This is a genomic window from Polynucleobacter kasalickyi, assembly GCF_900176405.1.
GTDB classification, from domain to species: Bacteria; Pseudomonadota; Gammaproteobacteria; order Burkholderiales; family Burkholderiaceae; genus Polynucleobacter; species Polynucleobacter kasalickyi.
In genome coordinates this window covers 147,902-174,133 of sequence record NZ_FWXJ01000004.1, presented here as the reverse complement: position 1 = coordinate 174,133, position 26,232 = coordinate 147,902, and the positions used below count along the sequence as shown (strand labels likewise).

General features: G+C 42.1%; 28 protein-coding genes. 9 read left to right on the top strand and 19 right to left on the bottom strand.

Annotated features, from left to right (window positions below):
* Positions 1 to 163 precede the first annotated feature (163 nt).
* Positions 164 to 1,450, bottom strand: coding sequence for an MFS transporter (locus tag B8983_RS05470; RefSeq protein WP_084283125.1), 1,287 nt, complete (start codon positions 1,448 to 1,450; stop codon positions 164 to 166).
* A 277-nt stretch (positions 1,451 to 1,727) separates the two neighbouring features.
* Here B8983_RS05470 and B8983_RS05465 point away from each other — a divergent pair, with 277 nt between their 5' ends.
* Positions 1,728 to 2,585, top strand: coding sequence for an alpha/beta fold hydrolase (locus B8983_RS05465; protein WP_084283124.1), 858 nt, complete (start codon positions 1,728 to 1,730; stop codon positions 2,583 to 2,585).
* 3 nt (positions 2,586 to 2,588) lie between these two features.
* Complete coding sequence (locus B8983_RS05460) at positions 2,589 to 3,569, top strand: Bug family tripartite tricarboxylate transporter substrate binding protein (RefSeq protein WP_084283123.1); 981 nt, start codon at positions 2,589 to 2,591, stop codon at positions 3,567 to 3,569.
* Here B8983_RS05460 and B8983_RS05455 read toward each other — a convergent pair.
* Positions 3,566 to 4,000, bottom strand: a complete 435-nt coding sequence (locus tag B8983_RS05455; RefSeq protein ID WP_084283122.1) for a DUF2452 domain-containing protein — start codon at positions 3,998 to 4,000, stop codon at positions 3,566 to 3,568. The two genes, B8983_RS05460 and B8983_RS05455, sit on opposite strands and share 4 nt — an antisense overlap.
* 175 nt (positions 4,001 to 4,175) lie before the next feature.
* Here B8983_RS05455 and B8983_RS05450 point away from each other — a divergent pair, with 175 nt between their 5' ends.
* On the top strand, positions 4,176 to 4,556 hold the full coding sequence (locus B8983_RS05450; RefSeq protein WP_084283121.1) for a DUF2237 family protein: 381 nt from the start codon (positions 4,176 to 4,178) through the stop codon (positions 4,554 to 4,556).
* Positions 4,557 to 4,568: 12 nt separating this feature from the next.
* On the opposite strand, the gene B8983_RS05445 is transcribed toward B8983_RS05450, so the two are convergent.
* The 6 genes from B8983_RS05445 to B8983_RS05420 form a co-directional block, all read right to left on the bottom strand.
* Complete coding sequence (locus B8983_RS05445) at positions 4,569 to 4,964, bottom strand: AtzH-like domain-containing protein (RefSeq protein WP_084283120.1); 396 nt, start codon at positions 4,962 to 4,964, stop codon at positions 4,569 to 4,571.
* Positions 4,954 to 6,747 (bottom strand): allophanate hydrolase, encoded by a 1,794-nt coding sequence (gene atzF, locus B8983_RS05440; RefSeq protein WP_084283119.1) that lies wholly within the window; start codon positions 6,745 to 6,747, stop codon positions 4,954 to 4,956. The genes B8983_RS05445 and atzF overlap by 11 nt, the downstream gene beginning before the upstream one ends.
* Positions 6,744 to 7,409: a cysteine hydrolase family protein gene (locus B8983_RS05435; RefSeq protein WP_084283118.1), complete on the bottom strand. Its 666-nt coding sequence runs from the start codon at positions 7,407 to 7,409 to the stop codon at positions 6,744 to 6,746. The genes atzF and B8983_RS05435 overlap by 4 nt, the downstream gene beginning before the upstream one ends.
* Entirely contained in the window at positions 7,406 to 8,089 is a 684-nt protein-coding gene (biuH, locus tag B8983_RS05430; protein ID WP_084283117.1) for a biuret amidohydrolase, read from the bottom strand. Before biuH ends, B8983_RS05435 begins: the two co-directional genes overlap by 4 nt.
* Positions 8,090 to 8,360: 271 nt before the next feature.
* Positions 8,361 to 8,909 carry a cupin domain-containing protein gene (locus B8983_RS05425; RefSeq protein ID WP_084283116.1) on the bottom strand — a complete coding sequence of 183 codons (549 nt, stop codon included), beginning with the start codon at positions 8,907 to 8,909 and terminating at the stop codon, positions 8,361 to 8,363.
* A 13-nt stretch (positions 8,910 to 8,922) separates the two neighbouring features.
* Positions 8,923 to 9,948, bottom strand: a complete 1,026-nt coding sequence (locus tag B8983_RS05420; protein WP_159460824.1) for a tripartite tricarboxylate transporter substrate binding protein — start codon at positions 9,946 to 9,948, stop codon at positions 8,923 to 8,925.
* A 143-nt stretch (positions 9,949 to 10,091) separates the two neighbouring features.
* Here B8983_RS05420 and fahA point away from each other — a divergent pair, with 143 nt between their 5' ends.
* Entirely contained in the window at positions 10,092 to 11,387 is a 1,296-nt protein-coding gene (gene fahA / locus B8983_RS05415) for a fumarylacetoacetase (protein WP_084283114.1), read from the top strand.
* A 32-nt stretch (positions 11,388 to 11,419) separates the two neighbouring features.
* Here fahA and B8983_RS05410 read toward each other — a convergent pair whose 3' ends face one another.
* Positions 11,420 to 12,343: an alpha/beta fold hydrolase gene (locus tag B8983_RS05410; RefSeq protein ID WP_084283113.1), complete on the bottom strand. Its 924-nt coding sequence runs from the start codon at positions 12,341 to 12,343 to the stop codon at positions 11,420 to 11,422.
* A gap of 32 nt (positions 12,344 to 12,375) precedes the next feature.
* Positions 12,376 to 13,359 (bottom strand): Bug family tripartite tricarboxylate transporter substrate binding protein, encoded by a 984-nt coding sequence (locus B8983_RS05405; RefSeq protein WP_143736105.1) that lies wholly within the window; start codon positions 13,357 to 13,359, stop codon positions 12,376 to 12,378.
* Positions 13,360 to 13,453: 94 nt separating this feature from the next.
* On the opposite strand from B8983_RS05405, the gene B8983_RS05400 reads away from it, so the two are divergent.
* From B8983_RS05400 to B8983_RS05380, 5 genes are all read left to right on the top strand, one after another.
* A complete protein-coding gene (locus tag B8983_RS05400) occupies positions 13,454 to 14,809 on the top strand; it encodes an acyclic terpene utilization AtuA family protein (RefSeq protein WP_084283112.1) in 1,356 nt (451 codons plus the stop codon).
* A complete protein-coding gene (locus B8983_RS05395; protein WP_234986906.1) occupies positions 14,806 to 15,132 on the top strand; it encodes an AtuA-related protein in 327 nt (108 codons plus the stop codon). Before B8983_RS05400 ends, B8983_RS05395 begins: the two co-directional genes overlap by 4 nt.
* 161 nt (positions 15,133 to 15,293) lie before the next feature.
* Positions 15,294 to 15,890: a cysteine hydrolase family protein gene (locus B8983_RS05390; RefSeq protein ID WP_084283111.1), complete on the top strand. Its 597-nt coding sequence runs from the start codon at positions 15,294 to 15,296 to the stop codon at positions 15,888 to 15,890.
* A gap of 55 nt (positions 15,891 to 15,945) precedes the next feature.
* Entirely contained in the window at positions 15,946 to 17,688 is a 1,743-nt protein-coding gene (locus tag B8983_RS05385) for a putative bifunctional diguanylate cyclase/phosphodiesterase (RefSeq protein ID WP_084283110.1), read from the top strand.
* Positions 17,679 to 18,083, top strand: coding sequence for a BLUF domain-containing protein (locus tag B8983_RS05380; protein ID WP_084283109.1), 405 nt, complete (start codon positions 17,679 to 17,681; stop codon positions 18,081 to 18,083). The genes B8983_RS05385 and B8983_RS05380 overlap by 10 nt, the downstream gene beginning before the upstream one ends.
* Positions 18,084 to 18,098: 15 nt before the next feature.
* Here the strand turns inward: B8983_RS05380 and B8983_RS05375 are convergent, their stop codons facing one another.
* From B8983_RS05375 to B8983_RS05335, 9 genes are read right to left on the bottom strand one after another with little or no spacing between them, the layout of a single operon-like run.
* Positions 18,099 to 19,478, bottom strand: coding sequence for an amidase (locus tag B8983_RS05375; protein ID WP_084283108.1), 1,380 nt, complete (start codon positions 19,476 to 19,478; stop codon positions 18,099 to 18,101).
* Positions 19,479 to 20,180 (bottom strand): ABC transporter ATP-binding protein, encoded by a 702-nt coding sequence (locus B8983_RS05370; RefSeq protein ID WP_084283107.1) that lies wholly within the window; start codon positions 20,178 to 20,180, stop codon positions 19,479 to 19,481.
* On the bottom strand, positions 20,173 to 20,928 hold the full coding sequence (locus B8983_RS05365; RefSeq protein WP_084283106.1) for an ABC transporter ATP-binding protein: 756 nt from the start codon (positions 20,926 to 20,928) through the stop codon (positions 20,173 to 20,175). The genes B8983_RS05370 and B8983_RS05365 overlap by 8 nt, the downstream gene beginning before the upstream one ends.
* A complete protein-coding gene (locus B8983_RS05360; protein WP_084283105.1) occupies positions 20,928 to 22,190 on the bottom strand; it encodes an ABC transporter substrate-binding protein in 1,263 nt (420 codons plus the stop codon). Before B8983_RS05360 ends, B8983_RS05365 begins: the two co-directional genes overlap by 1 nt.
* Before the next feature lie 29 nt (positions 22,191 to 22,219).
* On the bottom strand, positions 22,220 to 23,140 hold the full coding sequence (locus tag B8983_RS05355; protein WP_084283104.1) for a branched-chain amino acid ABC transporter permease: 921 nt from the start codon (positions 23,138 to 23,140) through the stop codon (positions 22,220 to 22,222).
* Positions 23,141 to 23,142: 2 nt separating this feature from the next.
* The gene (locus tag B8983_RS05350) at positions 23,143 to 23,997 is read right to left on the bottom strand and encodes a branched-chain amino acid ABC transporter permease (protein WP_084283103.1); all 855 of its coding nucleotides are present in this window, start codon (positions 23,995 to 23,997) and stop codon (positions 23,143 to 23,145) included.
* A gap of 15 nt (positions 23,998 to 24,012) precedes the next feature.
* Positions 24,013 to 24,888, bottom strand: a complete 876-nt coding sequence (locus tag B8983_RS05345) for a polysaccharide deacetylase family protein (RefSeq protein WP_200806873.1) — start codon at positions 24,886 to 24,888, stop codon at positions 24,013 to 24,015.
* An 18-nt stretch (positions 24,889 to 24,906) separates the two neighbouring features.
* Positions 24,907 to 25,590 carry an aldolase/citrate lyase family protein gene (locus B8983_RS05340; protein WP_084283102.1) on the bottom strand — a complete coding sequence of 228 codons (684 nt, stop codon included), beginning with the start codon at positions 25,588 to 25,590 and terminating at the stop codon, positions 24,907 to 24,909.
* A complete protein-coding gene (locus B8983_RS05335; protein ID WP_200806872.1) occupies positions 25,587 to 26,228 on the bottom strand; it encodes a cysteine hydrolase family protein in 642 nt (213 codons plus the stop codon). Before B8983_RS05335 ends, B8983_RS05340 begins: the two co-directional genes overlap by 4 nt.
* Between the last annotated feature and the right edge of the window lie 4 nt (positions 26,229 to 26,232).

Below are 26,232 nucleotides of genomic sequence, written 5' to 3'. Positions count from 1 at the left end.
TAAATTCTTAAAAAATGAAAGTAATTAGTAATTTCAGTGATGTGGCCCATCATACGAGCCTTTTGTTACACAATTACAAGATGAAAAAAAGAGACGATGACTTGTAGTGCTTACTCTGAAAGAGCAACTACTACTTTCATTTGGAATCTAAACGAATTGAATCTTAAGCAGGTGTTTTCACACTTTTAATTTTAGGCACCCAGAAAATAGAGATAGCGGCTACCAAACAGAAAAGACCTGCACCAATTAATGCTGGATTATAGGTTAAAAGCGTCACTCTGACTAAACCAGCCCCATAAGCTGCTACAGCCGAACCGAGTTGGTGGGCGGCAAAAATCCAACCAAACACCATGCCTACACGCTCTTTACCAAAAGCTGCACCAGCCAATTTCACGGTAGGAGGCACCGTAGCAATCCAATCAAGGCCATAAAACATGGCAAAGATCGATAAACCGTAAACTGAGAAGGTTGAAAAAGGTAGCCAAAATAAAGAAAGCCCACGTAATCCGTAGTACCAAAAGAGCAGTTTTCGATTATCGTAACGGTCCGATAACCAACCTGACATGACAGTGCCAACCACATCAAAGAGGCCCATCATCGCCAAAACAGAAGCAGCCGGTAAGGCATCCATCCCGTTATCACCACATAAAGTAATAAAGTGGGTTTGTACGAGGCCACTAGTGCTTAAGCCACAGATAAAAAAAGTACCGGCTAAAATCCAAAAAGTTTGTGTTTTAGCCGCATCGGCTAAAGCAATAAAGGGGGTTTTAAAATTTAAGACCATAGTGGCAGTCGCCGGTCCTGTAGTCGGAGCCGATACGTCTCCGTAGGATGCCAAGCCAACCTCGGATGGACGATTGCTCATCAAAAGAATCACTAATATGGCCATCAACCCACAACCGGCAACGATCGGTAAAACAGATACTCGCCAACCGATATTTTCTATTAACCAAGTAGCTATCGGTAAAAATAGTAGCTGTCCAGTAGCTGTGCTTGCTGAAAAGATCCCCAACACCAGGCCTCTTTTTTTGGTAAACCAGCGACTCGAGACCACGGCACCTAAAACAAGCGCCGTCATACCAGTGCCAACCCCTAACATCACTCCCCACAACACAAACAAATGCCACAGGGCAGTTACTTGGGTGGCTAGTGCCAAGCCAGTACCTACCAAAAATAAGCCCCCACACATTACTTTTTTTAAGCCGTAACGTTCCATCAGTAAGGCAGCAAAAGGTCCCATTAATCCAAACAAGAAGAACCTGAGAGCCACTGCTGAAGAAACTTCATCCACACTCCAACCAAACTCCTGATTAAAGGATTTCATCATCGCGCCGGGTAAACCAAGCGCCGCCGCCATGATTAACATCGTAAAAAAGGTCACCGTAGCTACTACAAAACCATAGTGAATACCTCGACGATTTAACCAACTGGAGAATGATTTTGCAAACATGAAATGTACTTATTGAATGAATTAAAAATAGCTAGACGGAAAATCAGATACTTTATTGGCACCCCAAATTTTATTCAATTGTGACAAAAAAGTTTGAAATGAAGATATTTAAAGAATGCAGGAGTTTCAATGCTCCACAAAGTAATTGAATTTTAGCTGAATCAGAGAAAATTTTCAGATAGCCACTCAGGAACTAAGGCAGCACGAATGCGCTCGACTCTCACTATAATTGAAAGAATAACGACAATTAAAGTATCTGCAATTTGGAGACCTCAGAATGACAACCCAACAACACACATTAACTGCCAACTCAAAAGAACCTAAAACACCGATGAATGGATTCTTTTTGGCAGTGGAGCAGAATGCTCAACTATTTTATGTGGTAGATGACCATACCGATCCGTGGACTGAGTCTGAGACGGTCATTTTTATTCACGGCTTCACTGAGAGTACTCCGGCATGGCATAGTTGGGTACCTCATTTCTCCAGAAATTATCGTGTGATTCGATTTGACCAACGGGGTTTTGGCCTTTCAGGAGCAGTGGAAGCAAGTTTTGAATACACAACAGATTTATTAATTCGTGACTTAAAAACACTGATTAAAACGGTGTCACCAAATAAACCAGTTCATTTGGTGGGTGGGAAAAGTGGCAATATTTGTGCGATTGCTACCGCATTAGCTGATCCAGAGCTAATTAAAAGTATCACTATGGTAACTCCTGCTATTAAGGCTCCTGAATCGACCGGTTGGTTAGATCATATTGATCAACATGGCGTTGAAAGTTGGGCTCGTTGGACAATGGGTGAGAGACTTGGCAGCAAAATGCCCAAAGAAGGAGTTGAATGGTGGATTCATTTGATGGGTCAAACGTCAGTTAGCACTACTCACGCTTATCTAAATTGGGTCTCTCAGGTGAATTTAGAGCCTGAGTTACACGGCATTCAGCAGCCTGTACTTATTGTTGGCAATGAGTCTAAGCGCCGTGGCCGAGCTCAATTTGCAAGCTATGAGAGCGCAATACCTCAAGCAAGATTAGAAATGATTGACGTAGACGGCTACCATACAGGGGCAGTAGCGCCAGACCAAAGTAGTCAAGTAGTTCGTCAGTTTATTGACCAATTTCCGAAAAAGTAGAACATGACCATCAAATATGTCTTTGGCTGGATGATTTCAGCAATGTTATTAATCACTAATTTGGTTTTTGCCCAATCTTCCAAGGGCGAATTCCCAGATCATTCGATTCGACTAGTCGTACCTTCTGGTGCTGGTGGAGTGACGGATAGTTTAGCTAGACTATTAGCCCTAGAACTCAGTCAAAACTTGGGGCAACAAGTATTTGTAGATAATCGCCCTGGCGCAAGTGGCATCACAGGGTCTCAATTTGTGGCGACATCTGCTCCCGATGGCTACACCTTATTAATGGTTTTCCCATCTCATGTCACGAATCCCTCTTTATTTTCTAAATTACCTTACGACACCTTAAAGTCCTTTACGCCGGTATCACTAGTGAGTAGTGTGTCCATGGTATTTGTAGTACCCAAAGACTCTCCAGCGAATACCATGAATGAGTTTATTAGTTACGCGAAAGCAAACTCAAAAAAATTAAACTTTTCAACAGTTGGAGCTGGCAGTCTTGGACACCTTGGTGCTGAATTATTGAATGCCATGATAGGTACCAATATTACTCACATCCCCTATAAAGGTAGCCCACAGGCAATGACAGCTTTAATTAGTGGCGAAACAGATATGTACTTAGTAGCCTCGGCAAGTAGTGCAGTTCCCTACATTAAATCCAAACAAATTAAAATTCTTGGAGTTAGTACCAAAGATCGCTTACCGATTTTTCCTGACACACCATCCATGACGGAGAGTATCAAGGGCTTTGATGTGCAAGGCTGGAATGGGATTTTGGCTCCAGCAGGTACGCCACCGAAAGTCATAGAAAAACTCAATAAAGCGATTATTAAATCGGTGGCATCTGAAGAATTTTCAAAAAAATTACGTCAGGAAGGGGCTGTAGGCTTTACCTCCACGCCAGCGGAATTTCAAACTCTCATCGAAAAAGACATTCTCAAATGGGGGAAAGTCATTAAGGATGCCAACATTCACCTAGACTAAATTGGATTGTTGTCGCCATCGATGACAGCCCAGGTGCTGTCACCTAATTTTTTAACCGCCATCAAATACATCCAGTTTTGGGGGATACCACAACTCCAATCCATGGGTCCGTTATGAATTAAAACGTTCACACTATTTTTACTATCAGCGTACAAATGGTAAATCTTGCCATGAATAGGATTAAAGCTAAATTTAGCACCATGTACCATTTCTGTGGCATCAAGTCTAGCCTGCAAAGCCTTAGCCTGCCTCATTAGTACCTCAGCTTGCTCCATGATACGGTCATACTCTTGCTTAGCATTTTGACGAGCAATATTGACTGCTTTATCTTTTTCCTCCAACACCTTAATGGGAGCAAAAACGGGAGCACCGACCTCCATGGGATATTCAATGCCAGCATGTCTTTCGGGATCTTTGTCGTCAATTTTCATCGGTAATCCAATTAAGGTTTTTTGTTGGTTAGAGCAAAGTTTGCCACAATTTACGGGTCTATGCAGAAGTTACAATTTTCTAATCAGTTAGCAAAATGTTTAAACTTTCTAGCAGAGTTACTGCTTTTTCAATACACTGTTGGACTGAACTTTACCTTTTTATTTAAATAACTCAATGAACTCAAATATCACCCTCAATGTTCTCAAGCAACCGATTGTTCCTTGCTCTTTTGAACCGCTAACAGGTTATTTTAGAGATGGTTGTTGCAAAACGGATGAGAGCGATTTTGGCAGTCACTTGGTTTGCGCGGTAGTAACGGATGAGTTTTTACAGTTCAGTTTTCGCCAAGGAAACGACTTGACCACGCCCAGGCCAGAACATCGATTTCCAGGCTTGCTTGCTGGCGATCAATGGTGCCTTTGTATCAATCGCTGGTTAGAAGCACTAGAAGCCAACTGCGCCCCCAAAATTAAATTAGAAAGCACGAATATGAAGGCACTTGAAATCGTGTCTTTAGAATTATTAAAAGAGTACTCGATCGACTTGCTAGACTAAAGATATTTCGTCTTATTTTCCAAACGGAATCATACTAACGTGGGCTGATACAATCCGCCAAATACCTGACATCTTCAGCCACGTTTGCGTTTGAAAACCGCGTAATGTTGTATCACTTCTGACAAACTCAACCTGGCAAATCGCCGTATGTTGATCAAAGGTACTCACCCGAAGGTGCTCTAAAGTTCTCGTGAAATCAGGTGCCGGAGTTTCTTGTCGATAAGCAACTAATTCTTGAATGCCCCATTGTCGATCACCAATGCCATATCTAGTGACCCGCTCATCTTGCCAAAAATATTGATTTAATTTTTCGACATCATTGGTCATCAAAGCCTGCTCATATTCGTAAAAAATTTTGGTAATTTCTGCCACAACTTCAGGCTGATTCACTATTGGTTCATGCAGCATGATTTAAATATCCTCTCCAGCCACCAAACTCACTGATATCCTTGGCTCCTTGTATACCGATTGGTTCACAAATAAACCCCTTCACAACTTTACCGCTCTCTAGTTTTATCGAGCCTAAGCCTAACGGAGTAGGAATTAGATTTAAAAATTCACCGACTCGATCTAGAGGCATTTGATACACTTCGACTTCAATCGCAGTTCCACCGTCTTCCACTCGAACTAATCCAGGCTTCGGTGGTATTGTATTTGCCAAAGCAAATAGTCGATACTCTTTGGCAGTAAAGGTTGATTCAACCAATTGACAGCCACTATCTTGAATTTGGTAATGCAGTGGCATGCCTTTTAAATGTGCTCCCACCACTGCAATCTCCATGGTAGGTCTAGCCGCCAATGGATGATTCAACGCTTGGTCTTGGGGTAGCTTACTTCGTAAATTTTTACCTAATAATAGCGTGTTGTCTTTTTCAAGAAAACTCGCCAACTTTACTAGGGCATGATCATAGCCATGCGGCGCTATCAATGTAATACCAAATGGCAAACCACTATCACTCATAGAGGCGGGGATTGCAATTGCACATAGACCTAAGAGATTAACAAAATTGGTGTAGGCGCCAAGTTCAGAGTTTCTAAGAATCGGATCTTTTGCTACCGCTTCAAGGGTTGGACAGGTTGGCGTAGTTGGCACAACTAAGACATCAATTTCACGCCAAATTGCTTGAGTTTGACGCTTTAAGTCCTCTAATTCATATTGTTTTTTAAAGGTTGTAATAGCATCGAACTGGAGCGCCTTTTCAATCACCTTTTTTACTGTAGGATCAATTGCATCAGGATTCGACTGATATAGCTTTTCTATCGTTATAAACCGTTCAGCAACCCAAGGACCTTCATAGAGTAATTGCGCAACCTGATCAAACAGAGTCATATTGATAGGCGTTACTGAAAATTGTTGCTTGATTTCGGTCATCGAATGTTCAAAAGCTTTTTGGTATCCTAGCTCTTGGTTGAGTAAAGGATTCGCTGGGATCCCAAGTTTTGGGAGGCCTTCACCATTTCTGAACCAAGCATTTTGATGCACAAACCTAGGGGGGGTATTGGTATCATCAAGCTCTTCAATAATGGATAGAACGGTTCCGGCATCTGCCACCGTTAAGGAAAAAATCGAAACCACATCAATTGTTTTACAGGCTGGTAGCACGCCTTTCATTGGCACTTTACCTGGCGTGGCTTTTAAACCAACAATATTATTTAACCCTGCAGGGATACGACCTGAACCGGCTGTATCTGTTCCTAAGGAAAACGGCACTATCCCTCTGGCCACCATAGAGGCTGAGCCGGAACTAGAACCCCCACTAATATATCTAGCATCAAAAGTATTAGGTACCGCTCCAAATGGGGAACGCGTACCGACTAGTCCCGTTGCAAATTGATCAAGGTTTGTCTTACCAATTAAGATTGCTCCGGCCTGCATGAGTCGATCAACAACTTGAGCATTTTCTTTGGCAATATAAGCAAATTCTGGACAGGCCGCGGTGGTAGCAAGACCTGCCACATCAATATTATCTTTGACAACGAAAGGCACACCATACAAAGGTAAGGCGTGATGGTCGGATTTTTCAAGTTGTTGTAATTGAGCCTCAACAAACCAGTCGGGGCACACCAAAATCAAAGCTGGATCGTGCGGATCTAAACCCGAAATTAATTTAAAAATTAAATCTCTCGGGGTATAGACTCCACCCTGATAAAGTTCTTTCCACTCTCTAATCGTAAAAGGATGTTGATTCAACTTTTTATCCCTTGCAATAAGTTAGCGAAAGGAGTTGACCAACCCACAATACCCCCTTGTGCAACAATCATATCAATCGTCGATTGCTTAAAATCAGGGAAATAACTTGCCGTTGCATCTTCAATTAATAGACAGTCGAATCCACGATCGTTCGCTTCACGCATCGTTGTTTGAACGCAAACTTCAGTCGTTACACCAACAATGATTAATTGAGTGATCCCTTTTTCAAGCAGTATTTTGCCAAGATCTGTATTGTAAAAAGCCCCCTTACCGGGTTTATCAATCACAATTTCACCCTCCAAGGGCATCAGAGATTCAATAATTTCGGATCCATACTCCCCTGCAACTAACAATCTACCCATTGGCCCTTGATCACCAATTTTTGTTTTTAAATTTCCACGACGAATTTTTGCTGGGGGACAGTTACTTAAATCGGGAAGATGTACCTCTCTCGTATGAATCACGAGCCCAGAACCCTCTCTCCATAGAGCTAGTAACTGTTCAACTGTTGGCACAATTTCTTGCAAAATAGAAACATCATTACCTAATGCTTCACCAAATCCACCCGATTCAACAAAATCTCTTTGCATATCAATCACGACCAAAGCGCAAGACTTGGGATCTAATGGAAAATCATAGGGCTTCGCTAAAATTGTTTTCATCTGGATAGTTTTTTTAATCCTTCAATCAATTGCAGTGAATTGGATACAGCCCCAAATACGCCACCTTGCATTTGAATCATTTTTAATGAAGCTAAATAATTTCCATAGTCGGTTGCTCCAGTACAGTCTTCTAGCAACAAACACTCATAGCCACGATCATTCCCATCTCGCATGGTAGTGTGGACACAAACATCGGTAGTGATACCCGTCAAAATTAAATTACGAATACCACGCGTTCTCAAAATCAAATCTAAGTCAGTTGCATAAAAAGAACCTTTGCCAGGCTTGTCGATAATACATTCAGTTGCTAATGGCGCAAGTTCTGGAATAATTTCCCAACCCGGTTCGCCTCGAATCAGTATTCTTCCGCAGGGACCAGGGTCGCCAATACCAGCACCAATGTTTTTTGATCTCCAGAGTTTATTAGCGGGTAAATCAGTCAAGTCAGGACGATGTCCTTCTCTCGTGTGAATCACAAAAAGTCCCAATTCACGAACTACTTGGAGTAAGTTTTTAATCGGTTCAATAGGCGCTCTGGTCAAGCTCAAGTCATAGCCCATCTTATCGACATAGCCCCCAAACCCGCAAAAATCCGTTTGCATATCAATCACAATTAATGCAGTATTTTGAATCGTCAAGTTACCATCAAATGGCCATGAGTATGGCTCTGATTGAATCATGCTCCCCCCTCACTCTTATCATCTATCAACCAAGTTACGAGATGAATGAAATACCCTGAATCTCTCCACCGATAAAATCATCTCTTATTCAATTGAGTTTATAGTGAGCTGATTGGTGCAAGATTCTTCATGCACCAAAAATTACACAAGATGAACAATTTGGTGCATGAACTACTATTGTGTAATCAAGCATTAGCCTAGGTGCTAACTACCATGCAGTGTTTGACCAGCCCTGCTTCTGTTTGAGTTATAGAAGAAAAAGATTCGATTGTTATTCTTGGTTTGAACCATCAATTAAGATAAAAGCAATTCTTGCTGCTTTACCTGATCGATTCGTCCAAGCATGATTCGTCCCACGTTGAATAAGTACGTCTCCTGCATTAAGAACCGTTTCCTCTGATTCTAAAATCGCAGTCATTTGTCCAAAAAGAACAATTGCATAATCCACCGTTTCAGTAATGTGCATACCGGGATGCTCACCCTCTTTTAAGTCATGGCCAGCATCTTTATAAAGATGAGAGAACATCGCATCAAGTTGCTTTTTTAACTCAACAGGATCTTGAGGATCCGGCGGATAATCAATAATTCTGAGTACCGTACCATTTTTGGGTGGCATGATGCCCTGGTGCGTATGAATATCATCAGCTGCTCGAATGAGAGCAGGACTAGCACTGGTGCGCCAAATATTATTTACGCGGTATCCTGGTCGCTCAGCAACTTCACGGATTGAAGTGGGCGCCCCATCACTGACAAAAAAAGATTTCCCATTTTCATCGTTTTCGGTAACAACTCTTCTCACTGGAGGTAACTCGTTCTGCATCTAAATATCCTTATTATTGGGGGGTGATACCAATCTCTTTAACCACTTTTGACCATTTCACAGATTCTGCTTGAAGGTATTTATTAAATTGCTCAACGCTACCACCTACACCTTCAAAACCAAGGGTTGCTAAGCGGTCTTTGAAGTCATCTTGATTAGAGATTTTATTAATATCACTATTCAGTTTATTAATTAAAGACTGAGGAGTTCCTTTCGGAACAAATACGCCGACCCACGTGTAATCTTCAAAACCAGCAAAGCCTGATTCAGCAACGGTTGGCACATTGGGTAAAGAAGCAATACGTTTCGAACTAGTGACCGCTAATCCCCTCAATTGTCCACCGATAATTAATTGGCTAGCCGCTGGTACAGCAACGCTACCAAACTGTACCTCCCCGGTTAAAGCAGCATTAACAGCCGGTCCAGCCCCCTTATAAGGAATATGGGCAACAGGTACCTTTGCTAATACTTTAAACAAATACTCAGCCGAAAGATGGGGGGTTGTGCCATCGCCAGGTGATGCATAGTTATATTTTCCAGACTTCGCATTTTCAATGGCCTCTTTCAAAGTTTTTTCATGCAAACTTGATCCAGCCACGAAAATATTGGGTGTAGAGGCAACATTTGCAATCCCAACAAAATCTTTCTCTAAGTTGTAGCCAGGGTTGATGAATAAACTCGTGTTTACTGCAACTGAACTTGTATTTAAAAGAATGGTGTAACCATCCGGTTTTGATTTAGCCACCTGTGCAGTACCAGTGTTACCGCTGGCACCTGGTCGATTATCAACAATCACGGCCTGCCCCCAAAGGGTAGTCAATTTTTGACTGAGAAGTCGGGCGATGATATCGGTAGGTCCACCCGGAGCATAAGGGACAACCAACTTCACCGGACGGTCAGGGTACTCTTCTTTCGGTGCATTTTGGGCAAATGAGGGATTCATGAAGCAACCGCACAATACGGTAGCCACCGAAAACACTTGCAACAGATCGCTGATCAAGTGGCGAAATTTTGGCAACGCTAAGGCTTTATTTATCATTTTTTGTCTCCTGTGCCTCATGGGCATTTTTCCTAATCGTGGTTAGGAATTATTTATACTGTTTGTTAGTTTAATCGCTTTAATTTTTCTAAGCAAATTCTGTCAATTCATTAACCTTGACGTACAACTCTATCTTTTCAATTATGCAAAACCTTAAAAAATCAAGCTGGGTAAGCTCTGCAAATACTCCAAACTGTGACTTTCCATTGGAAAACTTACCTTGGGGCAGTTTTCAACTCCCGGGTGATCTACCCAGTACAAACCGTATTGGGGTCGCAATTGGTACTAAAATTCTTGATTTTTCAACACTCGAAGGTCTAGTAGAAGTACCTCAGGATCTCCATGCAGCATTTTTAATGCTCAACCAAGGTCACTTCAATCAGTACATGAATTTATCGGGAGAGATTCATCAATCCATGCGGAATTGGATCACCGATTTACTGTCAACTGCCAATACCAATACTCAAGCAATCGAAACGCGCTTAGTCGATCAAAAAGCAGCCTGCATGTCAAAACCTTGCTTTATTCATGATTACACCGATTTTTATGCATCGATCCATCATGCAACTTCGGTTGGCAAAATGCTCAGGCCAGATGCGCCCTTATCACCCAACTACAAGTGGTTACCCGTGGCCTATCACGGTAGAGCCTCGTCTATTCAGGTATCAGGAGCAAATGTCAAACGACCTTCCGGGCAAATGCGGGCAAGTGAGGGAAAACCACCCTATTTCCGTCCTTCTCGAAGACTTGATTTCGAACTCGAGCTTGGCATTTTCATTGGCACCGGTAATGCTTTAGGCGAACCGATTTCAATGGCGCAGGCGGAGGAACATTTTTTTGGTATGTGCATTTTGAATGACTGGTCTGCTCGCGATATCCAAGGTTGGGAAGGTCAACCTTTAGGACCTTTTTTAGGGAAGAATTTTTCAACGACCATCTCCCCATGGATTGTTACCAAAGAGGCTCTAGCACCATTTCGTAAAGCCTGGACCCGCTCTGATAAGAATGAAGAGGTATTAGACTATCTGAGTCACCCCGAAAACACAGCGCATGGTTCCATATCCATTCAACTCGAAGTAGATCTAGAAACTGCAGCCATGCGCGAAGCAGGTCTTCCCGCTCATCGACTCACGCAGTCCGAGTTTAGTGAAGCAGCCTATTGGACGATTGCCCAACTCATTACTCACCATGCAAGTAATGGATGTAATTTACAATCCGGCGATTTACTGGGAACTGGCACTTTATCAGGCATCAGTCCCGCAAACGCTGGCTCCTTACTGGAATTAAGTCAAGGTGGTAAAACGCCGATTCGATTAGCCAATGGTCAGGAACGTAGCTTTCTAGAAGATGGCGATGAGTTAACCATTAGAGCTTACTGCGAGTTGCCCAATCAAGTGCGCATTGGCTTTGGTGAGTGTCGAAATCGAATCATTGCATAGACAGTCAACACCTCACTGGTATTTCGTTGCATTCAGTACAATTTTGGAGATTTTAGAAACTCTAACAAACCCCGCAGATGGTGAGCGGGGTTTTCTTCTTGAGGAAGATGCCCGGTATTTTTTAAAGTTTGTAATTCTGCATGAGGCAGCAAGCTCAAATAATCCTGTGCGTTTTCTACAGGAATCATTCTGTCCTGCTCTCCCCAAAGGAGTAAGGTAGGCTGCTGAATCGACTGCAGGAAGGGCTTAGGATCTTTTAGAACTCTTTGTTGCATCCTTTGCATCATGGCTTGCCGTACCCCAGGAGCTAATAACAGTTCATAGTATTGGTCTAACATAGAAGGGGTTAAGGTTGCTGGGTTAGCATAGGCAATTTCTAGGTTCTGCTTGAGTAAAAATTTTGGCATTATGAATTGGATGAGATACATCAGGGAAGAAATCTCAGGCTGTTGTCCATAGTTCCCATTTGGACTTTTAAAACCATCTGGGGAAATTAACACTAATTTATTTACTTGCGCAGGATATTGACTAGTAAAGTACCAGGCGATTCTGCCACCAATGGAATTGCCTATCAGCGTTGCTTGTTCGATCTGTAATTGCCTCATCAGTTCGAGGAGAAGCGCATTTGTTCGATCATCTGTATAGTCCCCTGTCGAATCAGGGCCGGTCAAACCAAATCCTGGTAGATCAAAACGAATTACCCGATACTCTTTGTCTAAGGTCGATGACCACTCATCCCAAGTATGTAAACTCGCACCAAAACCATGGATGAGAATCAATGCTGGCGCCTGCTTAGGGCCCGTATCCCGCACATGCATTCTGCTTCCCAGCACATTCATGAATTGACTTGGTGGCTTCGCATAGTTAGCTTCTAGTTGATGGACGTCCAGGTTGGGAGTCCAAAAATAAAAAAGTACGCTAAGCAATAGTGCCAAACTCATCAGGATTTTTTTCATCGACGAACGATTATCTTTTATTAATAAAATCTTTACTCTGGCTCAATATGTGCCGCACGAATCACCTTACCCCATTTAAGGGACTCTGCTGCTTGAAACTTCGCTAGGCCCTCAGGCGTCGAGACGACACGTTCTTCACCATTTTTCATTAAATGATTTTTCATTTCATTCGTTTCAGCTGCTTTAACAAACATCTCATTTAGCTGTTTGGTGATTTTCTCAGGTGCTCCAGCGGGTAAGTAAATCGCATTCCAAAAAGACATGTCATACCCCTTTACTCCCGCTTCTTCAACGGTTGGCACATTAGGCACTGAGGCAATGCGGGAGGTACCACTAACGGCTAGTGCGCGTAACTTCCCACTCTGAATCTGTGGTACTGCAGTGGAAGCATCTGCAAACATAAAATCAAATTGGGCGCCCAATAAATCCGTTACCGCAGGAGGATTACTCTTATACGGGATATGCATAATATCGATATTCGTCATTTGTGCAAGTAACTCACTCGCCACTCGACTAGAAGAGCTACCACTTGCAAAATTCACCTTACCAGGATTTTTACGCGCTACATCCAGTAAGTCATTTAAGGAATAGATTTTAGATTTAGGATTTACCAATAAAAACATATATCCCTTAAACAAGAGTGCCACAGGGGTAAAGTCTTTCACAGGGTCGTAAGGAATTTTCTTAAAAAGATGTTCATTCGCTGCGTGAGTCGTATTGGTCGTATACAACAAGGTATAACCATCAGGAGCTGCTTTTGCGACATATTGGGAAGCGATAAACCCACTCGCACCCGGTTTCGGATCTACGATGACTGGAATTTTGTATTCGGCACTAATAATCTGTGCCAACGCCCGCGCTTTTTGATCAGTACCGCTACCGACCGTAAAAGGGGTCACTAAGGTAATGGCTTTACTGGGGAAGTTCTGAGCTTGGGCAACTAATTGCCCACACAAAAGGGCAAACAAAAAAACAATTTTGAGGTTTTGGACAGTCTTGAATGAACACATCGACATTTATTTACTATCTCCAGTATCAGTTATATTAATTCTTTTCAACATCATAATATTAAAACCAATCTTGAGACATAAAAGTGAGATATTACAACGAATGAAACATACAGAATTTTTGAGGATTGGCGGCGGTGCAGGATTTTCGGACGACCGAATCCCTCCCGCTGTTGAGCTGGCTGAACAAGGACAGATCGATTATTTAATCTTTGAATGTCTAGCCGAAAGAACCATCGCTAGAGAACAACAAACCAAACTACAAAATCCCTCAAAAGGATATACCCCAAGATTAATCGAGAGAATGTCGGCTGTTTTACCTGCCTGTGTGACTCATCAAATTCGCATTATCACCAATATGGGCGCAGCGAACCCTGAGTCAGCCGCGATCGAAACCAGAAAGTTAGCCAGAGAACTTGACCTGGGTGATGTTTCCTGTGCGATTGTGACCGGTGATGATGTGACTGAGCTAGTACGCTCGCATCCTGAACTCGAAATCATGGAGTCAGGCTTACCCGTTGAATCGTTGCTACCGAAGATGATTGCAAGTAATGCGTATTTAGGCGCCGACGCCATCGTGAGAGCTTTGGAAACCGATGCACAAATCATTATTACTGGCAGAGTGGCGGATCCTTCTTTATTTTTAGCACCGATGATGCATGAGTTTGGCTGGAGTTATCACGATCTACCTAAAATTGCTGCAGGGACAGTATGTGGGCACTTATTGGAATGTGGTGCTCAAGTCAGCGGTGGAAATTTTGCAGATCCGGGAATCAAAGAGGTGAATAACTTATCAGAACTGGGCAATCCCTATGCAGATGTTCATCGTGATGGCAGATTTTCTATTAGCAAGGTAGCCGGTACGGGTGGCCAAGTGAGTTTAGCGACCGTGAAAGAACAATTACTGTATGAATTACACGACCCAAAACATTACATTACGCCAGACTGTATTTTAGATGTAAGTGAACTAGAATTATTACAACTTGGTCTAGACCGGGTGCAAGTGACCTCTGCACTGGGGAAGCCAAGAACCCCTAGCTATAAAGTGACGGTTGGCTACGATGATGGATATATCGGCGAGGGACAAATTTCTTACGCAGGACCCAATGCGCTAGAAAGAGCCAAATGGGGAGCGGAAATCGTGCAGGATCGACTCAAACAACGCGGCTTCTCGTATTCTGAATTTCGGATTGATTACATTGGCATGTCAAGTTTGCATGGCTTACCCGAGCACCGAGCACTGCCCTATGAAGTACGCTTGCGTTTAGCCGTTAGAACCGACAACAAGTCCGCTGCAACTGCTGTCGGATTTGAATGTCGCGCCCTCCATATTAATGGACCCACTGGGGCTGGGGGTGGTATAGACCCCGTGGTTAAATCCGTCTTAGCGGTTCAGTCCGTTTTAATTCCGAGACATTGGGTCGACCCCAACCTACAAATACGAAAGATTACGGCATGATTCTGTTACATGATATTGCACATTCAAGGGCTGGCGATAAGGGAAACACCTCCAACATTTCTGTGATTGCATATAACCAAGCAGCTTGGGAAGTTATTCAACAACACTTGACCGTAGAGGTGGTACAAAAGGCATTCCAGCACATCACGCAGGGACCGATTATTCGATATGAATTACCCAAATTGCAGGCTTTAAATTTTGTCATCGAAGGAGCTTTAGGTGGGGGCGTGACCAGATCATTAGCCCTAGACCCACATGGCAAATCGCTGAGTAGCTTGATGCTATCGATCCAATTAGAGGAACAAAATTTAAAAACCAATTAAAACTATGCACCGGCGAGGAGAATTTCTTGGATTTTTTGATAGAACCGTCTTCTTTATTGATTTTAGAGGATTTTTTTAATCAAGCAGTAATCATATTGTTTTAATCTAGAGTATTATAAAAACTAGTTTTCATTGATTTAGTAATTTCACAGGGTGATAATATGGATGCATTTGATAACTTAGCAGTAATCTTGGTTGGCTTTCAAAACGATTACTTCGCAAAAAATGGCGTTCTCAGAGGTGTAGTAGAAGAACCTGGACGCGTTGATGAAGTGCTAGCAAACACGATGAATTTAATTCGTAAATTAGCGAATACAAAAGCACTCATTATCTCTACGCCGATTGTGTTAGAAAGTAGTTACCGAGCACTTTCTAATTCGTCTGGAATTTTAGATAAGATTAAAGAGTCTGGCGCTTTTTCTGTCGGCACTTTTGGTGCAGAAAATATTCCTGAATTAGCTGAGTTTGGTGACAGAATTACCTATGTATCTGGCAAAGTTGGTTTTAATGCCTTCTCAAAAACAGATTTAGACAATACCTTGTTAGCGAACTCGATTAAAGAAGTTTGGGTATGCGGCATGGTCACTTCACTGTGTATCGATTCAACGGGTCGTGCAGCGTATGAGCGTGGCTACAAAGTATCGATTGTGGAAGATTGTTCATCGGCAAGAACTGCCTTAGAGCACTCCTTCTATTGTGAGAATGTTTTCCCACTTTATGGATCTGTGATTGAATCAAAATCATTGGTGATGAGTTAAGTCGCTAAGATCTTATTAGCGGGTCTCATGAACGAATCATGCCAATCAAGGAAACATGGAAACAGATAAAAGTATATTAGTTGATTTACAAATATCAGCAACTAATAAACTCATGGAAGCCCTTGTTGCAAGTGAGAAAAGCATGCGCGAGCGTGTCGAGTTACTGAACGAAATTTTATTTGAGTTGGATAGTGAAGGTCGTTTTTTATTTGTTAATTCTGCTTGGCACAAAATTACTGGGCTCACCGAGTCCCCTTTAGGCAAACTGCTCAGTGATTTCTTCTACTATGAAGATCAAGATGTCCTGGATTTAAACTTTAAAGATCATATCCAATTAGACCAATTAAAGAAATCCTACAAAATCCGTTTCAACCATGTCACTGGTAATATTTTGTGGGTAGAACTTTCTCTGAGTCACATGGGCAAAAATTATGTGGGCGTGATTCGAGATGTAACGCAGCACCACAAAGACCAAGAAGAAATGCGTTTTTTGGCCCACTATGACCCCCTCACCAAATTACCCAATCGAACTCTTTTTTTGGATCGACTCACTCAAGCAATGACAATTTGCGATAGAAAGAGTCAGTCTTTAGCACTTGCTTTTGTTGATTTAGATAATTTTAAAAAAATAAATGATACATATGGCCATATCGTCGGCGATAAAGTATTAATCCATATTAGTAATGTGATCCAAGCTGCATTACGCAAAGGTGATTCCTTGTCCAGAATCAGTGGTGATGAATTTATTGTGCTCCTCACTGATCTTGAGGAAATTAATGAGTCCTCCATTGTTTTAGAAAGAATTCTAGCTGCCACCTCAAAGCCCTTTATGGTGGATGATCGCTTCGTACAACTCTCTTGTAGTATTGGTGTTAATTTCTACCCGAAAGATTCATCCAACCAAGAAGTTCTGATCCGCCATGCAGATCAAGCAATGTATCAAGCAAAGCAGTCTGGCAAAAACTCGATTCAATATTTTGATACCAAAACACATTATTCCTTTAGGGTGAAAAAAGAAGCCTCTTCGAACATCCTGAACGCCCTGAAACGAAACGAACTCGAACTCTATTTTCAACCCAAAATTCAGTTATCCAATTTAACGATGGCAGGCGCTGAAGTACTATCTAGGTGGAATCACCCCACCAAGGGCTTAATGACACCAGGTGATTTCTTACCCTATATCGAAAATGATGAGGTCAGCATCAAACATGGCGAATGGGTCATTCGTTCTTGTTTTGAACAGCTAAATAAGTGGAATTTAGTGGGTAGAAGAACTGAAATTTTCTTGAATATTGGAGCGTATCATCTCCAATCGAAAACTTTAATGCCGTTTATCAAGGAGTTGATTCAGCAATATCCGGAGGTTTCTCCTCATCAAATTGGCTTTGAAATTTTAGAAACGAGTGCTTTTGAAGACTCGATCGCTACTTCTCAACTCATTAATGAACTCCGGTCATATGGTTTCTTATTTGCCATAGATGACTTTGGCACTGGATATTCGTCATTAAACTTTTTGAAACACCTACAGGTTGACTTTATTAAGATTGACCAAAGCTTTGTTTTTGACATGTTGAGTAACATGGATGATATGGCAATTGTCAAAAGTATTATCGCTTTGTCGAATGTTTTTAATCGGAAAGTAATTGCTGAGGGGGTTGAAAGTATCGATCATCTGAGGGCATTATCCGCTTTAGGCTGTCAATATGCCCAAGGATATCTCTTTGCAAAGCCAATGAATGTTACAGATTTTGAAAGTTGGATCGATCATTTTGATATGATTAGGACATCATGGACTTAATCGATCTCACCTATGTTAGTAAAGCCAGCTACGAAGTAGATGCTCTGATTCTTTTGCCAATCTTGAAGGATTCGCTACGTTGGAATTATGATCATCAAATTACGGGCGTCCTATATTACGACAATGGTTATTTTGGACAAATTTTAGAAGGCCCAGAAAAACAAATCATAGAGACTTTCGAAAAAATATCTAGGGACCCAAAGCATAGCGTTAAACGTATTCTAGAGAAAAGAAAAATAGAAAAGAGAATGTTTCCCAATTGGTCGATGCAATTTTTTGGGGCTGATGAAATTCTCAAAATGATCCCTATACTGCATGGCTCCCTTTCGACCTATGACACTCAAAGTACTCAAATTTTGGATGCCATGCGCACTATTGGCAAGATCACCATCTAATCGTCAAACTCACACTTAGGCAAGTTTAGGCATTTTTTGATGATAATCAGTAATCGCTTGAAAAGCATTTCCTAATTGCAATAATGTTTCCTCTTGAAAAACATTACCGATGCATTGAACGCCAATCGGTAGCCCTTCTTTGGTAAAGCCACTTGGTAGATTTAAAGCCGGAAAGGACAAATAATTAATTCCCTTGGTGGTTTGAGTCACTCTGAATAGATTTGTTAGGATTTCAGTAGTGGTACCCCGCGTGGTAGCTTCAATCGCAGGAGTTTGCACTTGAATAGTTGGCACTAGTACCGCATCACAATGGGCGAACCAGCTTGCTTGAAAGGCCTCTTGAATGATTGATCTTTGGTTTAAGGCATTCGCGTAGGTACTTGGCGAGATGTCTTTACCAAACTCAATACGAGCCTTTACTTGATCAGCATAATCGTTTGGAAACTGCTGCAACCATGCTTGATGGAGTTGGAAAGCTTCATAAGCTAATACAATCCCCATATTCTGATTCACCGTCGACATCTCTGGCACATCGACTGCCACAAATTCAACATTTAAATCTTTAAAGGCGGAGATAGTATCTTGCAAAGATGCTTCAATAGCAGGATCTAAGTTTTCATAAAAATAAACTTTAGGAATACCGATTTTCATGCCACGAATTGGATTTGTTAGATGGGCTTCATAATTTTTTATATTGCCAGTAATGACCGTGAGAAGCCTTGCAGCATCTCGCACCGATTGGGTCATTGGTCCCACACAGTCCAAGGAGTTAGACAGTGGGAAAACCCCCTCAACCGATACTAGACCATTCGTTGGCTTCAAGCCGGTCAGGCCACACATGGCACTTGGATGTCGAATAGAGCCACCAGTATCTGAGCCAATAGAACCAAATACAAGCCGTGAAGCAACTGCAATGCCAGAACCACTCGATGATCCTCCACAAACATAGAGCGGATTCCAAGGATTTTTTCCATGACCGTAATGTTGGTTAAAACCAGTTGGACTAAGTGCAAATTCGGCCATATGTAAAGAACCAATATTGACTTGACCCGCATTTTCTAAGTAGTCATTGACCTTAGCGCTCACAGTAGCAATGTTGTTTGACAATATCTTCGAGCCCACATGCATCTGGTGGTTTGCTCTAGCAATCAGATCTTTATGTGCTAACGGTACCCCGTGGAGTAAACCTAAAGCTACCTTATTTTGCTGTTTTTTATCTAATTCACTTGCTCGTAGTAAAGCCTCTTCTTCACTCACCTCAAATACGGCATTGAATTTAGCACCAATGGTTTTGAAGCGTCGAATCGACTCCTGAGTTAACTCATAGGCACTAAACTGTTTTGCACGAATCGCATTGGCAATACCAACTAAATCAAATTCATTAAAGGGTAACAATTAATGAATTCCCAAGTATCGATCTAAGATGCCGGGCTGCGATAAGAGTTGATCTGGCGTGCCTGACCAAACTACCATTCCTGTCTCAAGAATATATACGCGATCGGCAACCGCTAAAGCACTGTATAAATTTTGCTCTACTAACAAAATACCGAGTCCTTCTTTCCTCAATGTTTGCATCACCCCTTCAACCAGTTCAACCGTTACTGGCGCCAAACCTTCGGTGGGTTCATCCATTAGTAGAATTTTTGGACCCGTCATGAGTGCACGAGCAATAGCAAGCAGTTGTCTTTCACCACCGGATAACTCATTACCACGATTCGTCTTTCGTTCTGCTAAGCGCGGAAAGTTTTCAAAGACTTTTTCTACACTCCAGGCACCAGGACTTTTCTTATCGAGAATCTGTAAATGCTCTAAAACTGTCAGGGATGAAAATAATCGCCTTCCTTGCGGCACATATCCAACCCCAGCACGTGAGACTTGATATGGAGCTAAGCCCTCCAATGATTGCTGGCCAATGGCAATTTGCCCTTTTGATTTCAAAGGGTTGGACAGATTCATGACGGTTCTCACTAAGGAGGTCTTACCCATGCCATTTCTGCCCAATAGTGCAACAATTTCCCCCTCATTCACCTGCATAGAAACATCATTTAAGACTTGGGCTTCTCCATAAGATGAACAAACTTGATCAATTTTAAGCATTGCGAGGTTTTCCTAAATAAATTTCTTGGACCTTCTTATTTCCTCTAATTTCGTCCGGCTTTCCTTCTACCAAAACACCCCCTTGATACATACAAATGACTCTATCGACTAAGTTCAAGGCTAAATCAATATCATGTTCGATCAATACGATGGCTAAATCTTTTGGCAAACTTTTAATCACGTCTGACATCACGACTCGCTCTGCTGGGGATAAACCGGCAGCAGGTTCATCTAAGAGCAACACCTTAGGAGAGCTTGTCAGTGACATGGCTAACTCTAACTGGCGTTGCTCCCCATAAGAAATCTCTTTGACTAACCAATGTCGTTTCGTTAAGAGGTGGCATCTTTCTAAAACAGACTCCACCAACTCTTCTTCACTGATGGGTAGAGTCGCTGAACTAAATAGTGAAAACTTCCTACGTTGTAAACCTCTGGCGGCAAGTAGTAAGTTTTCTTCCACTGTTAAACCAAAGAATAAGTTTGTAATTTGAAAGGTTCTTGCAATACCCAACTCAGCACGTCGATTAGGTGATGCTCGAGTAATAGCAACACCACCCATCGATACGGTTCCTTGAGTGGGTAGTGTCATCCCTGTAATCGCATTAAAGAGAGAAGTTTTACCAGCCCCATTCGGGCCAAGAATAGCAATTTTGTCCCCAGCACTTACTTTCATGGAAACATTATTAACTGCCTTAAAAGAGCCAAACTGGACGCAAAGGCTGGTCACTTCAAGAATCAATTTTTCCATCAAATTTTCTTTATTCCTTGGAAAGTTCTAGAGTAAGGAGGTTGCTTTAAATATTCCTCAGGCTTGTATTTCCAAAACTGAGATACGCCAGGATAAGTTTCGATTGGCACGTTCCAATATTTTCCATCGGAACGCTTCGTTACTTTACGGATGAAGACGTCATAAATCGGATTACCATATGTATCCAATTTTACTGGCCGACCGAGTGGAGAATCTTCTAAAACAGTCCCTCTAATGGCTTCTAAGAATTTTGGACGATTAGAAATATTACCGTCCACTTTGGCAATTGCTTTCGCAATCCAAATAGCAGCGACGTAGTGTGAGAAGCCATAGATAGATGGGAAGTGATTGTGTGCAATTAAATAGTCAGCCACAAATTTTTGTGTCTGTACATTCGGTGCGCCTTCCGCGAAATGCGCTGCAGAAATCAAGCCATCAGCTTCACCACTATTTAAGCTACGAATCACTGATTGGTCAGTAGTATTTTGTGCGCACAATAATGGAATCTTACCTTTCAAGCCAAAGTTGGTCCATTGCTGTAAAAATCTCAAACCATCAGCGCCGGTTTCCATCACAAAAACTGCATCTGGCTTTAGCGCCTGAATTTGCGCAAAGTAAGGGCTGAAATCTTGCGTATTGAGTGGATTCCAGAATTGATTCAATACTTGACCACCTAGTTCTGTAAAGACTTGCACTAAACCACCACACTGCTCATGACCAAAGGTGTAATCTTGAGAAATAGTAACAATCTTTCTATAACCTAAAGTTTTATAGGCATAGTCACCTAAAGGATGCGAAGTTTGACTCGCTGTGTAGCCAGCAATACGAATCACGTTAGGAATTCTGGTGCGCTGCGTTAAATCATCGGCCGCAATGACAGGAATAAAATAAGGAATACCACTTGTCTTAGCGTATTCAGCGACTGCTAAACCAGTATTCGCAAGTAAATTACCAACCAAGAAATCTACCTGATTTTGCTCCGCTAATTTACGGGCTTTTTGTAAAGCGATGTCCGGATTCGAGGCATCATCTTCGATAAAAATTTGGATATCTCTTCCTGCCACTTTTTTACCAATCGACTCCCAATACATGGTAAAACCTTCAACAATTTCTTTACCCCCTGCCGCTAACACCCCAGTTAAAGGTGCCATCAAACCAATTTTAATCGGACCAGTTGTTTGGGCTAAGACTTCTTCAAATGAGCCGAAAACAGATAATCCACTAATTGCAGCTCCTGATTTAATAAAGTTACGACGATTCATAGTAAACCCCTGTTAAAAATAGTAAAAAATTATTTCTTGGAAATTTTTAATTTGCCAACAATTCCTTCTGGAATAAAAATCATCGCCAGAACAAACATAAAACCCATCACAAATGACCAACGTTCGGTGTAAGAACTAATAATGTTCTCTAACGAAATAATGAGAGCGGAACCAACCACGCCACCAAAAATAGTACCCACCCCACCCATAATTGCCATCAGCAAGCCTTTTACTGATTGGGCGAGAGAGACGCTAGAGGAACTTACAAAACTATTAAAGAGTGCGTACAAAACACCTGCGATCCCAGCCACTACGGATGAAATAACAAAGCCAATGATGAGGTGTAAGGTCGTGTTGTAACCTAAACTACGCATTCTAGACTCACTCTCGCGGATGCCTTTTAAGGTTAAGCCAAACGGGGATTTCACAAAACGCAAGACGGAGAAACCAATGACAATCAAAACAACAAAAGAGAAATAATAGAAATGCTCAGCACTTTGTAACCAATCTGGTCGAATATTGCCTCTCAAGCCATTCTCACCTCCGGTGACAGAGGTCCACCGTTGGCAAATTCCCCAAATGATCATGCCAAGAGCAAGGGTGAGTAATAAGAAATAAACCCCACTGGTACGCACCGCTAGTACCGCGAACACTAGTCCAATGATTGCCGCCATTCCAATCCCTAACAGTACGGCCGTATAAGGATCATATTGACTCGTGATCACACAATAAATAGCGGTGTAAGCAGCACTTCCAAAAATCGCACCATGACACAAAGGAGTCCTACCAGCATAGCCCGCCAAAATATCAATCGAAATAGCAAAAATTGAATAAATAAATGTCAGGGTCATGAGACTTAAAAAATATGGATGTACCATTAAAGGCAACACCACACACAGTAGTGCCAAAAAAAGAACGCCAAATTTAGAAGCAAAGTGTTTAAGTAACATAGTTATACCGGCTTTCCAAATAGTCCATTAGGTCTAAAGGCAAGTAGCAATGCCATTGGACCAAAAATAACAAAATAAGATAATTCAGGGAAAGAAACTTGCCCAAAAGTGGAGAGTAAAGCCACCGTTAAACTACCAATGGCTGCGCCAATCAAACTTCCTCGTCCGCCGATAATCACCACGGCTAAGCTGTAGACCAGAATTTCCGAATCTGCCGTTGGATAGAGGGATAGGAAAGCACCACCCAGTGAACCAGCAATAGCAGCTAAGGCCATACCAATCATGAAAGTAATGGTAAAAATTTGGCGAATGTTAACTCCTAACGCCTCAACTGTTTCAGCATCATCTACCCCAGCGCGAATCAAAGCACCTAGCTTTGTTCGGTTAATTAAGAAATTCAAACCAAAAAATATCAATATGCCAATCAATAAAACAAATAGTCGGTACTTCGGATAAGTAATGTCAAACAGTTCCATCGGTCCCTGTAAATACGACGGGATGGGCACCGACAAACTATCTCCCCCAAAAATTACCAGGGATATATCGTTGACCATGAGGCCGATACCCAGTGACATCAATACCTGACGGAGCTCAGCCCCCTTTGCAAATTTCAATAGAAACTGTTCAAGCATCCCCATGATGGCAAGCGTTAAGATCGACGCACAAATACCAAAAAACATATTATTGGTTTGATTTGTTACAACGTAAGCAACATATCCACCCAAGAGGTAAAAGGCGCCGTGAGCCAAGTTGACGATTCGCATTAATCCAAACACTAAAGTAAAGCCACTCCCGACGATGAAGAGTAGCGCTGCAAAAGTGAAAGCATTTAATAATTGGAAAAGGAAAAAAGTCATAGGGATCGCTTGTTTTTACATTGAAGTTTGGCTATACCAGTCATAGATTTGCTCGCCAGTCATATGAACTACATCCGCATGTTTGTTGATGTGTTCATACACTTTTTTAAGGTAAGCAATCCGGAAAGGTTGTCCACTGATATAGGGATGAATGGCGATTGACAAAATCTTTGGCCGTTCTTCAGCTTCTAAATAATATTGATCAAAGGTATCAATACATTTTTGCGTCCAATAAGCAGCTTCATGATGTTGTACGATCATCATTGGGATGTCGTTATTCTCGACGGTATAGGGCAGAGTCACTAGAGGACCATTGGTGGTTTTAATCACGGTTGGTTCGTCATCATAGGGATAATCGCCAATGTATTTAACGCCAGCGGCCGCTAATAAATCAGGGGTTTCATAAGTCTGTGTTAGGCCAGGGCCAAGCCAACCAACTGGACGCTTACCAGTAAAGGCTTCAATCGTCGACATGGACTTTGCGATCATTTCTTCTTGATGTTCCACCTTATGAATCGGCATTTGTTCATAGGAATGCCCCATGAACTCCCAGTTCGATTTCAAGCAAGCTTCGGCAACCCGTGGATAGTCCAAACAAACGCGTGCGTTTAATGCCAAGGTCGGGGTAATATTGAGCGAATCATACAGCGCCTTAAACCGCCAAAAACCAACTCTCATACCGTATTCATGCCAAGCCCAGTTAGGAACGTCTGGCAACAATGGCAATCCAGTTGGCGCAGGAATTACCTGACGTGCCATCGGTCTGGCGATATCCCACACTTCTAAATTCACAATCGACCAGATAATTACCTTGGCTTTATTGGGAAACTTTAAGGGTGGGCGATCAACAATTGCTGAAAAGTTCGTCCGTTCACTTGGTAACATTGCCATTTTTTTCTCCTTAGTTATTTAGTTTTTTTTACAGAAATTTGCGTAGCCCAGTTTCAAAATCTGATCTACTGAACAATATAAAAAACTGGCCCCTTTATTCACCCAATTGCTTGCTGTTTGCGGATTGCCAGGGATACCCCAAGTTCTTGTCTGTTGATTTAATGCGCTAATCACCTCATCTACCTTTTGCCACAAAAGCGGGTCGGTTTGACTTCCCTTTAAGCCAAGACTGTGCGAGAGATCATTCGGACCAATTAAAAATGTATCGGTGGATTGATCGATGGATAAATTGGCGATATTTTCTAATGCTTGCACCGATTCAATTTGTGCAATCTTAAAAATTGTTCTAGATTGTGAGCTACCCACGTAATCCACAACTTCACTAATCATTTGTAACTGACTAGTCGTTTCAATGTGCGGAGAAATTAAGCCATCGATCCCCCGGTCCAAATAACGAATCAGAACTTCAGGTTGTAGCGACTCACTTCTTAAAACCGCAAACATCCCGTGCGCATGGATGGTTCGAACCATCGGTGTAATACTCTCTATATTGATGGCCGTTCTCTCGCAATCGATAAACACACATTCAGCACCAGCTCTGGCTAATGAATCAATCACATCGATGGAAGAGCCGCCAGCATTCACCATCCAGAGCAATTCATCGGATTGCAATCGCTCCTGCAGAGTTAAGGTTTTATTCATACGTTCTGAAGTTCCGGTAATTGCATGACTTCTTCCGAACTCATCACAAAGCCAAAGGCAGTTTTAATACACAATAAGGCGGCGTCATGCAGACTCGGATGATCCATCGTATTCACGCAATCACTTGGAACGATCACAGCATAATCCATCGAGCAAGCGGCAGTAACCGTAGATAACACGCAACTATTGGTATTCACACCAGTGATAATGAGGGTGTTGATATCGTGGGTTTTGAGTAAAAATTCTAAATCGGTAGCAACAAAACAGTTATAGCGTTTTTTGGTATCTACGACAAAGTCTTTAGCTGGATCATAGATTCCCGGCATGATTTCACAGCCAGGCATACCAATGAGATTGTGTCTCATGACATTTTTTCTTGGGTTATTTGGATCCGCCGCGCGCGTTCTCCAAAAAGCATTCATACTAATTTCTTTGGAATCGCGATACCGTGTCACTAAATGAATGACGGGTATCGAACTGGTTCTTGCCCAATTCATGAGAGCAATATTTTTCTCAACCACAGCACTAGCTATTTCAGGACTCGCTGGCATGGTGGCTACCGACATATCCAAATGTCCGCGATGTAAATCAATGCCAATGACAGCCGCTCGAATGCGATCTACCCCAATATTAATCATCAAA

What these genes read in the sequence shown, in the direction of transcription:
- B8983_RS05470 (WP_084283125.1), bottom strand. Translation starts at nt 1,450, where the DNA reads ATGTTTGCAAAATCATTCTCCAGTTGGTTAAATCGTCGAGGTATTCAC.
- B8983_RS05465 (WP_084283124.1), top strand. Translation starts at nt 1,728, where the DNA reads ATGACAACCCAACAACACACATTAACTGCCAACTCAAAAGAACCTAAA.
- B8983_RS05460 (WP_084283123.1), top strand. Translation starts at nt 2,589, where the DNA reads ATGACCATCAAATATGTCTTTGGCTGGATGATTTCAGCAATGTTATTA.
- B8983_RS05455 (WP_084283122.1), bottom strand. Translation starts at nt 4,000, where the DNA reads ATGAAAATTGACGACAAAGATCCCGAAAGACATGCTGGCATTGAATAT.
- B8983_RS05450 (WP_084283121.1), top strand. Translation starts at nt 4,176, where the DNA reads ATGAACTCAAATATCACCCTCAATGTTCTCAAGCAACCGATTGTTCCT.
- B8983_RS05445 (WP_084283120.1), bottom strand. Translation starts at nt 4,964, where the DNA reads ATGCTGCATGAACCAATAGTGAATCAGCCTGAAGTTGTGGCAGAAATT.
- B8983_RS05435 (WP_084283118.1), bottom strand. Translation starts at nt 7,409, where the DNA reads ATGAAAACAATTTTAGCGAAGCCCTATGATTTTCCATTAGATCCCAAG.
- biuH (WP_084283117.1), bottom strand. Translation starts at nt 8,089, where the DNA reads ATGATTCAATCAGAGCCATACTCATGGCCATTTGATGGTAACTTGACG.
- B8983_RS05425 (WP_084283116.1), bottom strand. Translation starts at nt 8,909, where the DNA reads ATGCAGAACGAGTTACCTCCAGTGAGAAGAGTTGTTACCGAAAACGAT.
- B8983_RS05420 (WP_159460824.1), bottom strand. Translation starts at nt 9,948, where the DNA reads ATGATAAATAAAGCCTTAGCGTTGCCAAAATTTCGCCACTTGATCAGC.
- fahA (WP_084283114.1), top strand. Translation starts at nt 10,092, where the DNA reads ATGCAAAACCTTAAAAAATCAAGCTGGGTAAGCTCTGCAAATACTCCA.
- B8983_RS05410 (WP_084283113.1), bottom strand. Translation starts at nt 12,343, where the DNA reads ATGAAAAAAATCCTGATGAGTTTGGCACTATTGCTTAGCGTACTTTTT.
- B8983_RS05405 (WP_143736105.1), bottom strand. Translation starts at nt 13,359, where the DNA reads ATGTCGATGTGTTCATTCAAGACTGTCCAAAACCTCAAAATTGTTTTT.
- B8983_RS05400 (WP_084283112.1), top strand. Translation starts at nt 13,454, where the DNA reads ATGAAACATACAGAATTTTTGAGGATTGGCGGCGGTGCAGGATTTTCG.
- B8983_RS05395 (WP_234986906.1), top strand. Translation starts at nt 14,806, where the DNA reads ATGATTCTGTTACATGATATTGCACATTCAAGGGCTGGCGATAAGGGA.
- B8983_RS05390 (WP_084283111.1), top strand. Translation starts at nt 15,294, where the DNA reads ATGGATGCATTTGATAACTTAGCAGTAATCTTGGTTGGCTTTCAAAAC.
- B8983_RS05385 (WP_084283110.1), top strand. Translation starts at nt 15,946, where the DNA reads ATGGAAACAGATAAAAGTATATTAGTTGATTTACAAATATCAGCAACT.
- B8983_RS05380 (WP_084283109.1), top strand. Translation starts at nt 17,679, where the DNA reads ATGGACTTAATCGATCTCACCTATGTTAGTAAAGCCAGCTACGAAGTA.
- B8983_RS05370 (WP_084283107.1), bottom strand. Translation starts at nt 20,180, where the DNA reads ATGCTTAAAATTGATCAAGTTTGTTCATCTTATGGAGAAGCCCAAGTC.
- B8983_RS05365 (WP_084283106.1), bottom strand. Translation starts at nt 20,928, where the DNA reads ATGGAAAAATTGATTCTTGAAGTGACCAGCCTTTGCGTCCAGTTTGGC.
- B8983_RS05360 (WP_084283105.1), bottom strand. Translation starts at nt 22,190, where the DNA reads ATGAATCGTCGTAACTTTATTAAATCAGGAGCTGCAATTAGTGGATTA.
- B8983_RS05355 (WP_084283104.1), bottom strand. Translation starts at nt 23,140, where the DNA reads ATGTTACTTAAACACTTTGCTTCTAAATTTGGCGTTCTTTTTTTGGCA.
- B8983_RS05350 (WP_084283103.1), bottom strand. Translation starts at nt 23,997, where the DNA reads ATGACTTTTTTCCTTTTCCAATTATTAAATGCTTTCACTTTTGCAGCG.
- B8983_RS05345 (WP_200806873.1), bottom strand. Translation starts at nt 24,888, where the DNA reads ATGGCAATGTTACCAAGTGAACGGACGAACTTTTCAGCAATTGTTGAT.
- B8983_RS05340 (WP_084283102.1), bottom strand. Translation starts at nt 25,590, where the DNA reads ATGAATAAAACCTTAACTCTGCAGGAGCGATTGCAATCCGATGAATTG.
- B8983_RS05335 (WP_200806872.1), bottom strand. Translation starts at nt 26,228, where the DNA reads ATGATTAATATTGGGGTAGATCGCATTCGAGCGGCTGTCATTGGCATT.